This window comes from Amycolatopsis thailandensis, assembly GCF_042723255.1.
Lineage (GTDB): Bacteria > Actinomycetota > Actinomycetes > Mycobacteriales > Pseudonocardiaceae > Amycolatopsis > Amycolatopsis thailandensis.
Genome location: NZ_JBHXJK010000005.1, coordinates 41,174 through 54,020 on the forward strand (window position 1 = coordinate 41,174; position 12,847 = coordinate 54,020).

The 12,847-nt window shown below is 68.4% G+C and carries 8 protein-coding genes; 3 read left to right on the top strand and 5 right to left on the bottom strand.

Going from position 1 to position 12,847, the window contains the following annotated elements:
* The first annotated feature begins 18 nt into the window (after nt 1-18).
* Nucleotides 19-2,175, top strand: coding sequence for an excinuclease ABC subunit UvrB (gene uvrB / locus ACFWMR_RS03145; RefSeq protein ID WP_093933461.1), 2,157 nt, complete (start codon nt 19-21; stop codon nt 2,173-2,175).
* A 73-nt stretch (nt 2,176-2,248) separates the two neighbouring features.
* Here uvrB and ACFWMR_RS03150 read toward each other — a convergent pair whose 3' ends face one another.
* The 5 genes from ACFWMR_RS03150 to ACFWMR_RS03170 form a co-directional block, all read right to left on the bottom strand.
* Nucleotides 2,249-3,658, bottom strand: coding sequence for a S28 family serine protease (locus ACFWMR_RS03150; RefSeq protein WP_378376572.1), 1,410 nt, complete (start codon nt 3,656-3,658; stop codon nt 2,249-2,251).
* Between the two features lie 103 nt (nt 3,659-3,761).
* Nucleotides 3,762-4,532, bottom strand: a complete 771-nt coding sequence (locus ACFWMR_RS03155; RefSeq protein ID WP_378376574.1) for an enoyl-CoA hydratase/isomerase family protein — start codon at nt 4,530-4,532, stop codon at nt 3,762-3,764.
* A gap of 43 nt (nt 4,533-4,575) precedes the next feature.
* Nucleotides 4,576-4,998, bottom strand: a complete 423-nt coding sequence (locus ACFWMR_RS03160; protein WP_093933464.1) for a hypothetical protein — start codon at nt 4,996-4,998, stop codon at nt 4,576-4,578.
* Nucleotides 4,999-5,255: 257 nt separating this feature from the next.
* Nucleotides 5,256-6,215 (bottom strand): ABC transporter permease, encoded by a 960-nt coding sequence (locus tag ACFWMR_RS03165; RefSeq protein WP_052014488.1) that lies wholly within the window; start codon nt 6,213-6,215, stop codon nt 5,256-5,258.
* Nucleotides 6,208-9,114 (bottom strand): alpha/beta fold hydrolase, encoded by a 2,907-nt coding sequence (locus tag ACFWMR_RS03170; RefSeq protein ID WP_378376576.1) that lies wholly within the window; start codon nt 9,112-9,114, stop codon nt 6,208-6,210. The genes ACFWMR_RS03165 and ACFWMR_RS03170 overlap by 8 nt, the downstream gene beginning before the upstream one ends.
* 318 nt (nt 9,115-9,432) lie before the next feature.
* Here ACFWMR_RS03170 and ACFWMR_RS03175 point away from each other — a divergent pair, with 318 nt between their 5' ends.
* Both ACFWMR_RS03175 and ACFWMR_RS03180 read left to right on the top strand, forming a co-directional pair.
* Entirely contained in the window at nt 9,433-10,407 is a 975-nt protein-coding gene (locus tag ACFWMR_RS03175; RefSeq protein ID WP_378376578.1) for a TerC family protein, read from the top strand.
* 30 nt (nt 10,408-10,437) lie between these two features.
* On the top strand, nt 10,438-12,399 hold the full coding sequence (locus ACFWMR_RS03180) for a S9 family peptidase (protein ID WP_378376580.1): 1,962 nt from the start codon (nt 10,438-10,440) through the stop codon (nt 12,397-12,399).
* The last annotated feature ends 448 nt before the right edge of the window (nt 12,400-12,847 follow it).

Consider the following 12,847-nt stretch of genomic DNA (forward strand, 5'->3'; position numbering starts at 1 on the left):
GCGCCTACTCTGGTTCCCGTGGCTTTCGCATCCGAACACCCCGTGCTCGCCCAGTCCGACTTCCGCCCCGTCACGGACATCCCCCGGACCGGCGGCCGGTTCGAGGTGGTCAGCGAGTACAAGCCCGCCGGTGACCAGCCGGCGGCCATCGACGAGCTCGAACGCCGGGTCAACGCGGGCGAGAAGGACGTCGTGCTGCTCGGTGCCACGGGTACCGGCAAGTCGGCGACGACGGCCTGGCTGATCGAGCGCGTCCAGCGGCCGACGCTGGTCATGGCGCCGAACAAGACCCTCGCCGCGCAGCTGGCGAACGAGCTGAAGGAGCTGTTCCCGCACAACGCGGTCGAATACTTCGTCAGCTACTACGACTACTACCAGCCTGAGGCGTACATCGCGCAGACGGACACCTACATCGAGAAGGACTCGTCGATCAACGACGACGTCGAGCGGCTGCGGCACTCCGCGACGATGAACCTGCTGTCCCGGCGTGACGTCATCGTGGTCGCGAGTGTCTCGTGCATCTACGGTCTGGGCACGCCGCAGTCGTACCTCGACAGGTCGACGAAGCTGAAGGTCGGCGAGCAGCTCGACCGTGACGTCTTCCTCCGCGCGCTGGTGGACGTGCAGTACACCCGCAACGACATCGCCTTCGCGCGCGGCACCTTCCGCGCCCGCGGCGACACGGTCGAGATCATCCCGGCGTACGAGGAGCTCGCGATCCGCGTCGAGTTCTTCGGCGACGAGATCGAGAAGCTGTACTACCTGCACCCGCTCACCGGCGACATCGTGAAAGAGGTCGACGAGGTCCGCATCTTCCCGGCCACGCACTACGTCGCGGGCCCGGAGCGGATGGAGAAGGCCATCCACAGTATCGAGGCCGAGCTGGAGCAGCGGCTGGCCGAGCTGGAGAAGCAGGGCAAGCTGCTCGAAGCGCAGCGGCTGCGGATGCGGACCGCGTACGACATCGAGATGATGCGCCAGGTCGGGTTCTGCTCCGGCATCGAGAACTACTCGCGGCACATCGACGGCCGCGCCGCCGGATCCGCGCCCGCCACCCTGATCGACTACTTCCCGGACGACTTCCTGCTGGTCATCGACGAGTCGCACCAGACGGTCCCGCAGATCGGCGGCATGTTCGAGGGCGACATGTCACGGAAGCGGAACCTGGTCGACTTCGGGTTCCGGCTGCCCAGCGCGGTCGACAACCGGCCGCTGACCTGGGAGGAGTTCAGCGATCGGATCGGGCAGACGGTGTATCTGTCCGCGACGCCGGGGCCGTACGAGATGGGACAGGCCGGCGGCGAGTTCGTCGAGCAGGTCATCCGGCCCACCGGCCTGGTCGACCCGAAGGTGGTCGTGAAGCCCACCGAGGGCCAGATCGACGACCTGGTGCACGAGATCCGCGACAGGGCCGAGAAGGACGAGCGCGTCCTGGTCACCACGCTCACCAAGAAGATGGCCGAGGACCTCACCGACTATCTGCTGGAGCTGGGCATCCGGGTGCGGTACCTGCACTCCGAGGTGGACACGCTGCGCCGCGTCGAGCTGCTGCGGCAGCTGCGCGCGGGCGATTTCGACGTACTGGTCGGCATCAACCTGCTCCGTGAGGGGCTCGACCTGCCCGAGGTCTCGCTGGTCGCGATCCTCGACGCGGACAAGGAAGGCTTCCTCCGCAGCGGTACCTCGCTGATCCAGACGATCGGCCGCGCGGCGCGAAACGTGTCGGGCGAGGTGCACATGTACGCGGACAAGATCACCGACTCGATGCAGCACGCCATCGATGAGACCGATCGCCGTCGCGCCAAGCAGGTCGCCTACAACGAGGAGCGGGGTGTCGACCCGCAGCCGCTGCGGAAGAAGATCGCCGATATCCTGGACCGCGTCTACAGCGAGGCGGAGGACACGGAGTCCGTCGCCGTCGGCGGTTCGGGCCGGAACGCCTCCCGCGGCAAGAAGCCCGAGCAGGGCGACCGCGTGCGCAGCTCCGGGATGCTCGCCGACAAGGACGTCGCCGGTATGCCGCGCGCCGAACTGGCCGACCTCATCCAGCAGATGACAGACCAGATGATGCAGGCCGCCCGCGACCTTCAGTTCGAGCTCGCCGCCCGCCTGCGGGACGAGGTCTCGGACCTGAAGAAGGAGCTGCGCGGGATGGACGCGGCCGGCATCAAGTAGCCCGCGTTTCGTCCTCTGGTTGCGATCCTTGCGTGTGCAAGTACCGCAACCAGAGGACGAAACGCGTGAGGGGTCAGAGGCGCGGGCGGTGCAGGAGGCTCAGGTCCGCGTCGAAGTCCGGGAACCCGGCGGGCACCGAACGCGTGCTGACGCCGGGTGAGACCGGAGGCAGACCGGCCCAGCGCCGCACGGTGTTCGTCGCTTCGGCGGCCTGGGCCGCGGGAAGCTGCGAGATCCGGGCGCCGTGGTTCCCGCCCGGCACCGTGTAGGTGTAGGAGTCCTTCGTGCCGAAGCCGAGCTGGAACGGCTCGGCACCCCACGGGTCGTTTCCGCCGTAGACGAACATCAGCCGCTTACCCTGCGACTTCACCCAGAAGTCGATGTCCGGCATGGCCAGGTGGTCGAACCGGGGGATGTCGACCGACCGCGGCACGAACGTCCGCGACACGTTGCGACCCGGGTAGCGCAGCACATCCCGGAGATAGTCTTCGTAGGACTCGGGGGCGCCGAGCTGGTACGCCGCCTGGAAGTAGTAGGGGACGTAGATCTCGAGGTTCTGATCCGAGTAGGTGTTGAGGCTCTCGACCCGTTCGAACCAGGCGTAGACCTGGGCCGCCGGGGCACCGGCCTTCGGGATCGTCGCGCAGTCCGACTGCCGCTGGTACTGCCAGAAGGCGAAGTACGAGTCGATCACCGAGATCTCCAGCGACACGTCGGCCGAGCCGACGGTCTTGAACGTGTAGCCGTTCTTGGCCGCGTCGGCGGCGGCCAGCGCCGCGAACTCCGAGCGCCGGGTCAGCACGTCACGCTGGATCGCCTTGAGCGCCGAACGACACGCCGGGTCGTTGCCCACGTTCGCCAGGAACCGGTTGTACCGGTCGCGCGAATTGATGACGTCGTTGGGCGCGACGTAGGGGATCGTCGCGTCGACGTCGTTCGGGAAGAACCTACGGAAGTAGGTCGCCGTCATGCCGCCCTTGCTGCCGCCGGTCGCGAGCCACTTGCCCGGGTAGAGCCGTTTGAACGCCTCCACCGCGCGGTGCTGGTCGGCGGCGGCCTGCCAGATCGTCAGCTGCTTGCCCCAGTCCGGGTGCTCCGGCCGCGAGGGGGTGAAGAAGCGGTACTCCATCGACAGCTGGTTGCCGTCGACGATCTGCGTCGGCTCCGAGCGGTTGGCCGCTTCCGACACGTTGTACCCGCTCGTGTACACCACGGTCGGCGAGCGGAATTCCTTGTGCAGCAAGGTGAATCGCTGCTGGAAGGTGCCGGCGCCCGGCCTGCGGTGGTCGACGGGCTGGGTGTAGGTGAGTTTGAAGAACCGGTACCCGGTCGGCGCCGGGTTCTCCGAGACGACGGTCAGGCCGGGGACCCGGCCCAGCGCTTCCTTGATGTCTTCGGGTGCCGCCTGCGCGGCCGGGGTCAACCCGGCCAGTGCGAGAACGGTGATCGCCAGAACCGACCAAGCGGCCGTGAGCTTCCGCATCCATGCCCTCCCCATCGGGACCTGTTGAGCGGTCGGATACTCACAGAGTCCCCTCCGGTGGGCAATCGCCTATCCGGACGGTGTCCCGATGATCGGGACACCGTCACTTCGCGCCGCGGAGCACCCTGTCGACGTAGGCCTTGATGGCGGCGAGCGCCTCGGAAGAGCTCCACAGTTCGAGGACGTGAGCGTCGTCGCCGGTGCGGTGTTCGGCGATCCGCTCGTGGAACGGCCGGTGCAGTTGCGCCTTCGTGTGTGCGTACGCGGCGGCGGGGATCTCGGCGAGCTTCCTCGCCACCTCCACCGCCCGCCCCACGACGTTTTCGGGCTCGGTCACGTCGTTCACCAGGCCGAGCCGGAGCGCGTCTCCAGGCAGGTGGGTCTCGCCGAGGAACGCGAGTTCGGCGAGGATGTCGGCGCCGAACCCGGAACGCAGGATCTCCAGCGCCGCCAACGGGAACGGCACCCCGACGAGCAGTTCGGTGATCCCCATCCGGCTCGGGCCGTCGGCGAGGACGCGGCGGTCGCAGGCGGCGGCCAGGACCGCCCCGCCGGCGATCGCGTGACCGTTGACGGCCGCGACCACCGGGCCGGGGAAGCCGAACACCGACAGGAACGCGTCCGACAGCGCGGGCAGGAAGTCCTCGATGTAGCCCGCGCCGCCGTCGTGCACCCGCCGCAGGTCGACGCCCGCCGAGAAGATGCCGCCGGTACCGGTCAGCACGACACCGCGATAGCCGCCCAGCTGGACGTCTTCGAGCCTGAGGATCAGCTCCTGGCAGAACTCCGTGTCGAGGGTGTTCGCTTTGCCGTGCTGCAGGGTGACGACGGCGATCCCGCCTTCGTCGTCCACGCGGATCGAGGAGGTGGCCATGAGCCCGACCGTACCCGAGCCGGTGGAGATCTACAGTGGACCGCTAATCGTCGAGACGCACGGTGATCGTCGGGCTGAAGGACCGCTTGCGGTTCCAGCCGGACTCGGCCCCGATGCTCAGCTGGATGGCCTTGTCGGCGGGCGCCCAGTAGCCGGTGCGGACGAAGTACGCGTCCATCGCGCACAGCCTGCTGCAGGACTTGCGGTTGCAGATGGTCTCCCAGCCCCACTGCCTGCCGCTCTCCTCGACGCCGTTGCGGCGGACGAAAAGGTGCGGGTTGCCGATGTCGCGGCAGTAGGCGCTGCCCTCGGAGATGTAGAGGACCCCGTCGATCTTGTAGAACCGCTTGTTGTCGAGCAACGTCACCTGACCGGAGGCGGCGAATCCCACCCGGCCGCCCTTGTCCGCGGTCATCGTCCAAGCAAGGGAGAATTCCTGAACCGGGATCTCCAGTGACTGGGTCATGGTCACGTCCCCGCTTTCTGCTCGCTTCGGCACCTTTCCCCTGAAGATAAGGATTTCTCAGGGAGTGCCGAAGATGAATGCGAACTTTTCACCCAATGAGTCGATGATCGGAAAAATCAATGGTCTCATGCGCATGAAACACCGATTACCGCCGCTAATGGGTGAAGGTCGCCACGGCCAGTGAAAACCGGGGCCCACCAGGGAAGAATATTTCGTCTTCCCGGTGGACCCCGGTGATTTCCGGCGCGAAAACGCTCTCAGCTGGTGATGTCCTTCGTCGCGAACCGGCGGCCTGCCAGGAGGAAGAACACCGTGCCGTACAACGCCGCCGACAACATCCCGTTGGCCATGTTCGTCCAGTCGATGTCGGTCGAGATGAGATCCATCCACGAGAACGCGAAATGCGTCGGCAGATAGTCCCGAAGCCCTTCCAGCGCGGTGATCTGGTCGAGGATCTGCGAAACGATCGCGACGATGACCGCGCCGCCGACGGCGCCCAGCGGGGCGTCGGTGGCGACCGAGAGCAGCATCGCCAGACCGGCCACCCACGCCAATTGGAGGATGATGTAGATCGTCGCCAGACCCATGGCGACGAGGCTGTCGCTGAACGACACCGCGTCCCCGGTCGGGCTGATGGCGTCTCCCGCGCCGTACCAGATGACGCCCACCACCAGCGACACCAGCGGCAACAGGATCAGCGCGGCCGCGGACAGGATCCCGGAGACGATCGCCTTCTGCCGCAGCACCCGGTGCCGGGGGACCGGCATCGCGAGCAGGTACTTCAGGCTCGACCAGGACGCCTCGCTCGCGATCGTGTCGCCGTAGAACAGCGCCACGATCATCGGGAGCAGGAACGTGCCGGACACGAACAGCGCGAGCACCACGAAGTTCGGCGCGCTCGCGGTGGCGAGGTCGACGAACCCGCCGCTGCGGCGGTTCGGGTTGGCCTGCCCGATCTCGAAGGCGATCACCAGGACGAACGGCAGCAGCGCGACGAACCCCAGCATGAGCTGGGTCCGCCGTCGTTTGAGCTGCCGCTTCAGTTCGACGCCGAGCCGCAGCGTCCGGTCGGCGCGGTAGCCCGCCACCGCCCCGTCGGGACCGACCTCGGTCCGTTCGTGCGACGCGACCTCGGTCAGCTCCAGCAGTGCCGCCGGATCGGTGTGCACGCCGTGATCCGCCCGGGTCGCCGGGCCGGAACCATTGGTCTTACTCACCCTTCGAGTCCTCTCCGACCAGCTGCAGGAACGCGTCTTCCAGACGGCGCCGCGGCCCGGCCTGCTCGACCGCGACCCCGGCCCGCACGAGGGCGGCGACCGCCTCGGCGCGGGCGAGACCGTCGAGATCCGCGTGGACCAGTTCCCCGTCGACGTCGACGCCGGAGACGCCGCCGACCTTCCGCAGCGCTTCGGCCGCTTCGGCGGGCTTGTCGACCCGGAACGTCGCCTCGCCGCTGGACGCGGCCAGTTCGCCGACCTCGCCCGAGGCGACCAGCATGCCGCGGTGCATCACGACCACGTGCGTACAGGTCTGCTCGACCTCGGCCAGCAGGTGGCTCGACACCACCACGGTGCGTCCGGTCGCGGCGTACCGCTGGAGCACCTCGCGCATCTGGTGGATCTGTGGCGGGTCGAGCCCGTTGGTCGGCTCGTCGAGCACCATGAGCTCCGGCAGGCCGAGCATCGCCTGCGCGATCGCGAGCCGCTGCCGCATGCCCTGGCTGTAGGTACGCACCCGCCGGTTCACCGCGTCACCGAGACCGGCGATCTCCAGTGCCTCGGCGAAGTGCGCCCTGTCCGCCGGACGGCCCGTGCTCGCCCAGTACAGTTCCAGGTTTTCCTTGCCGGACAAGTGCGGCAGGAAACCCGAACCCTCCACAAAGGACCCGATCCGGGACAGCACCGGCGCGCCGGGCGCGATCAGGTGGCCGAACACGCGGATGGTTCCCGCCGTCGGGGTGATGAGCCCCATCAGCATGCGCAGGGTCGTCGTCTTGCCGGCGCCGTTCGGCCCGAGCAGGCCGAGCACCTGACCGGGTTCGACCCGGAACGACAGGTCCTTCACCGCGACGAAACCGCCCGCGTAGGCCTTGCGCAGTCCTTCGATCACCAGCGGCGTCTTCGCCAGGCTCTCGTCGACGTCGTGCGCGCGGCGGCGGCGGAACGCGGCGATCACCGTGATCGCGATACCCGCGAGCAGGGTTCCGGCGATCCCGAGCAGCTGCGCGGTGGGCGCGCCCGCGCCGACCGAAGTGCCGTGGACGACCGGGACGCCGAGCTGTCCGCCGTCCGCCAGTTCGACGCGGAACACCGCGGGTTCGACCGGCGTCGCGAAAGCCTGGTCCGTCGTGCCGACGACCAGCCGGAGCGTGTGCCCGGCTTCCAAAGGCCGCACGATGCCCGGCAGGGTCACCGTCACCTCGACCGGGCCGCCGTCGGCGGGCAGACCGGAAACCCGGAAGGGCGCGACGGCGTTGGCCGGAAGCGTGCGGACACCTTCCGAGTTGACGTCGTAGAGCTTCGCGAAGAGGACGGCTTCCTTCTGCGGGGCGGCCCCGGGCCCCGCCGAGATCCGCAGGCGGACCGTGGACGAACCGGCCACGATCGTCTGCGCGTCGAGCGGTCGCGTCGCGAACTGCGCGGCCTGGCCGGGCGGGTCCACACTGAACAGTCCGGACAGCCGGGACGAACCCGCCACCGCCCCGTTCAGGCCGGGGATCCCGCTCACCGCGGCGGGGTTGCCGCCCGCGGGCCGGACGATCGGCTGGGCCGGGCCTTCGAGCGTGAACCGCCGCCGTTCGGTGGCGTCCCCGGTGGCTCCCGGGTACGCCGGAGCGGTGACGGTCCGGACCGAAGGGGCGCCGTTGGCCCGCAGGGTGCCCTGGATGTCGTAGCTGAAACCGGTGCCGGGATCGGTGCCCTGGCCGGTGAGGGAGAACTTGAGGAAGTCGGCGATCTGCGCCCGCAGCTTCTGCCCGGGCTTCCCGCCGTCGTGGCCGCCGGTGTACCAGACCGTGCGGACCTTGCCGCCCGCCGCGGCGATCTGCCGGGCGGTCGCGTCGGACTGGTCCAATCCGAACAGCGTGTCGCTTTCGCCCTGCACCAGCAGGGTCGGCACGGTGATCTTGTCCGTCACGGACGCGGGGGAGACGCGGCGGAGCAGGTCGACGGTCTTCTGGCTCGCCTTTCCGGTGGTGGCGAGTTCGGTGTAGGCCTGGCAGACGTCGGCGGTGAACCGTCCACAAGGGTCGGCCGGGCCGGACGGCGGCCGCTGCCCGTTCGGACCGCCGAGCGGCAGGGACTGCGCCGCGGCACCCGCCGCGCCCGCGCCCTGCGACGCACCGGATTCGCTCGTCTCGTCACCGGCTTCGGGAGCGTCGTTGGCGGGGGAACCGCTCTGCGCCGCGCCGGAACCGGCGGAGAAGAAGATGCCCGCCCACGACCTCTTGAAGACACCGTCGGCGGTGTACGCGCCGGCGGCGGGAGTGGTCGCCGTCGGCGGCGCGGCCGAGGCGGCGTTCGGGACGAGTCCCTGCGCGAGGTCGTTGTAGGTGATCACCGGCGCGATCGCGTCGACCCGTTTGTCGGTCCCGGCGAGCAGCAGCGACAGCGCGCCGCCGTACGAAGCGCCGGACACGGCCACCTTCGGGTCTCCGTTCTCGCCGAGGACCTCGGGCCGTGAAGCCAGGTTGTCGATCAGCTTCCGGGCGTCGGCGACTTCGCGGTCGGGGTCGTTCAGCGCGATCTTCCCGGTGCTGCGGCCGAAGCCGCGCGCGGACCAGGCGAGTACGACGAAACCCTTCTCGGCGAGCTCGCGGGCCTCGGTGGCGACACTGTTCTTGTCACCGCCGAAACCGTGGGCGAGCAGCATGGCGGGAGCGGGGGTCCGCTCGGGGAGGTACGTGGTCGTGTCGATCTTGACGACCTCGGGCGAGCCCGGGGATTCGGGCAGGTCGAGGGTCGCTTCCTGGGTTTTGACCGCGGACGGGGCTGGTTCGCTGTTCGTCCACACGACGGCCGCGGCGGCCAGGACCACCACGACCGCGGCGAGCGCGGTGAGCTTCGCGCCTCGCGTGCGAGGGAGCGGGATTCGGGGCACGGAATGACCGTATTTCACCGAACCTGAGAGTCGCCTTCCCAGCACACACAGACCACACAAGGGTGGGGTTGTCACGCCATCAGAACGGGTACTCAAGGAGCGGAAAGAGGTCAGTGTGACGGGAGTTACGCGACCATCTTGGTGACAAGGGCAACCTTAACTGGCGTCATGCGTACAGACAGGTCAAACTGGACCAGCTGTGAGGGGAGTATTCCTTCGCGGCGGTGTCGTCAGCACGGTGGTCTTCGCGGGCCCCCGGCACCGTCGGCCGGTTTCGCACCGGCGGAAGAGACCTCCGGTTAGTTGCTGCTGTGCACTATCCGGAGGGTTGGTTACATGTCTGTTCCCCTGTGGCTATGGATCGCCACCATCGGCGGTCTGCTCGCGTTGATCGCGCTCGACCTGGTCATCGTCGATCGCAAGCCGCATGAGGTCACCACCGGCGAGGCCGCCCGGTGGGTCATCTTCTACGTCGCCGTGGCCATCGCGTTCGGCATCGGCGTCTGGGTCTTCGGGGGACACGACCCGGGTGTCGAGTTCTTCACCGGGTACATCACCGAGTACTCGCTGAGCGTCGACAACCTGTTCATCTTCATGATCATCATGACGTCGTTCAAGGTGCCCGCGATCCACCAGCACCGCGTGCTGCTGATCGGCATCCTGCTCGCGCTGGCCATGCGCAGCGTGTTCATCGCCGTGGGCGCCGCGCTGATCGCGCAGTTCGTCTGGGTCTTCTTCCTCTTCGGCGCCGTCCTCATCTGGACCGCGATCAGCATGATCCGCAACAAGGACGAAGAAGAGGAATACGAGGAGAACGCCCTCACCCGCTGGGTGCGCAAACTCTTCCCGGTCACCAACGAGTGGCACGGGCACAAGTCCTTCGTGAAGAAGGACGGCAAGCGCTGGATCACCCCGATGTTCCTGGTGATCGTCGCGATCGGCAGCGCGGACCTGCTGTTCGCCGTCGACTCGATCCCGGCCATCTTCGGTATCACGCAGGAGGCCTTCCTGGTCTTCACCGCCAACGCTTTCGCGCTGATGGGCCTGCGGCAGCTGTACTTCCTGCTCGGTGGCCTGGTCACCAAGCTGGTGTACCTGTCCTACGGCCTCGCGGTGATCCTCGCCTTCATCGGCGCCAAGCTGTTCCTGCACGCGCTGCACGAGTACGGCGCCGTGCCGGACTGGCTGGACATCAACAACTGGGTGTCCCTGGGTGTCATCGTCGTGGTCCTGACCGTGACGACGCTGGCCAGCCTCGCGAAAGCGAAGAAGGTCGAAGCCGCCGAGCAGGAGTCTTCAATCAGTAGTTAGAACTGCTAAGGATCGGGTACCGTCGGGGCCGTGCGTCCCGTTGACATCGAAGCCCTGACGGTCCCCGGCACCCCCGCGCTGCGCGGCGACCTGCTGCTCACCGCGGTGAGCAGGCCCGATCTGAAGACGAACAGCCACCGCGGTGGCCTGCGCGAGGTCGACCTCGGCGGTGGCGGGGAAGGCCCTTGGACCCACGGGACCAAGGACTCCGCCCCCGCCATCTCCCCGGACGGCCGGTGGGTCGCCTTCCTCCGGGCGGGGGAGGGCGCCGGTCGCCAGGCCAAGCCGCAGGTGCACGTGATCGCCGCGGCCGGGGGTGACGCGAAGCGGATCACCGACCTGCCCCTCGGCGCGGGCGTCCCGGTCTGGGCGCCGGATTCCCGCCGGATCGCCTTCGTCGCGCGCGTGCCCGAGCAGGGCCGCTACGGCACGGAGAACGCGGACGGCGAAACCCCGGAGCCGGGCGAAGAAGCTCCGCGGCACATCACGAATCTCTTCTACCGGGTCGACGACACCGGCTTCCTCAACGACCGTCCGCAGCGGCTGTTCGTAGTGGACGCCGTCGCCGCGCTGGACGAGGCCGCGCCCGCGGACCTCGCGCCGCTGACCGACGATCGGGCCGACGTCGAGCATCCGTCGTGGACGGTCGACGGTGAGTCCGTCCTGATCGTCGCGCCCCGTGGCTGGGCCGTCGAGGACACCGTCCGCTCGGACGTCTACGCCGTACCCGCCGGGGGCGGCGAACCCCGGCTGCTGGTCCGGACCCAGGGCACCGCGGCCAAACCGGTCTCCGCCCCGGACGGATCGATCCTGTTCTACGGCACCGAATTCCCCGGCGCGGAGGAGATCGCCCGCAACACCGGGCTCTGGCACGCGCCGTGGCCTGCCGGGGACGAGCCCTCGTCCGCGCGGCGGCTGACCGACGTCGAAACGGTGGACTGCGACAACGCCGCCGGACCCCCGGTCGTCCTCGGCGACGAAGCGCTCGTCGTGGTCCGCACCCGCGGCGCCGCCGAGTTGCGCGCCGTCCCGCTCGAGGGCGAACTGTCCGAGCTGAAGTCGTTGCGGTACCTGGCGGGCGAACGCGCCGCGGTGAAGTCGTTCGTCGTCGACGGCACGCGGATCGCCGCGGTGATCGGGACGCCCGAGAGCTCCGGTGACGTCGTCCTCCTGTCGGGTGGCGAATCCCGCGTGCTCACCGATTACTCGAAGGCGTTGCGGGACACCGGGATCCGGCCGCTGGAGGAGCTGGACGCGACCGCGCCCGACGGCTATCCGGCGCACGGCTGGATCGTCCGGCCCGAGGGCGAGGGACCGCATCCGGTGGTCCTGATGATCCACGGCGGACCGTTCGCGCCCTACGAATGGAAGGTCTTCGACGAGGCGCAGGTGCTCGCCGACGCGGGCTACGCCGTCATCCTGGGGAATCCGCGCGGTTCCGCCGGCTACGGCGAGAGTCACGGCCGGAGCATCGTCCACGGCCTGGGCACGGTGGACGCGGACGATCTGCTGGCACTGCTGGACGAAGCGCTGAAACAGTCCGATTTGGACGGTGATCGCGTCGGCGTGATGGGCGGCTCGTACGGCGGCTTCATGACCAGCTGGCTCGCCGCGCACCACGGCGGCCGGTTCCGCGCCGCGTGGAGCGAGCGCGCGGTCAACGCCTGGGACTCCTTCGTCGGCAGTTCCGACATCGGCTGGTTCTTCGCCGACGGGTACGTCGGTGAGGACCCCGAAGAGCAGCGTAAGCGCAGCCCGCTGACCTACGCGGGGAAGATCGACATCCCGTTCATGGTCGCGCATTCCGAGCAGGACTGGCGATGCCCGCTGGAGCAGGCGCAGCGGATGTACGTGGCACTGCGGCGGAACGGCGTCGCCGCGGAGTTCCTGCTGTTCCCCGGCGAGGGGCACGAACTCACGCGTTCGGGGCAGCCGCGGCACCGGGTGCAGCGGTTCGACGCTGTGCTCGAGTGGTGGGGCCGTCACCTCTGACCCTCGCGAAGGGTGAGAACCTGTCTCTCCACTCACGACCACTCGGACCGATGCGGTACCGGGGTAGGGGTCGGTTGTGACTGCTGGTGTTCCTGGGGCGATCACGAAGGTAGTGAAGGCCTCCTGCACTACCTTCAGGGTAGGCAATGAGCCCTTCATGGACCGAATCCTTGAGCCTCGTGAGAGGTGGGGACGATTATCGAGAGGCGAGTCAAGTTTTACGTGATCGAGTCTCCTGCCGAGCGGGGCCTTGGGGGCACGGCCTGAGCTGGTCCGCGCGACCTTGACCGTCCACAAGAGACGGTTTTTCCAGCCGATACGCCCGTTTTGGGTGCTTTGTGTGACTTTGCGAAGGGGTCGTGGGGGGGGCAGAAGGGGTTGTAACGCAAGTGGCCACACCACCACGACCACAACAACCCCCACCAGCGGGAAGAGGACGCCCAACACC

Excerpts from the sequence above, each read along its gene's own strand:
- ACFWMR_RS03150 (WP_378376572.1), bottom strand. The coding sequence starts at position 3,658 with ATGCGGAAGCTCACGGCCGCTTGGTCGGTTCTGGCGATCACCGTTCTC.
- ACFWMR_RS03155 (WP_378376574.1), bottom strand. The coding sequence starts at position 4,532 with ATGGCCACCTCCTCGATCCGCGTGGACGACGAAGGCGGGATCGCCGTC.
- ACFWMR_RS03160 (WP_093933464.1), bottom strand. The coding sequence starts at position 4,998 with ATGACCCAGTCACTGGAGATCCCGGTTCAGGAATTCTCCCTTGCTTGG.
- ACFWMR_RS03175 (WP_378376578.1), top strand. The coding sequence starts at position 9,433 with ATGTCTGTTCCCCTGTGGCTATGGATCGCCACCATCGGCGGTCTGCTC.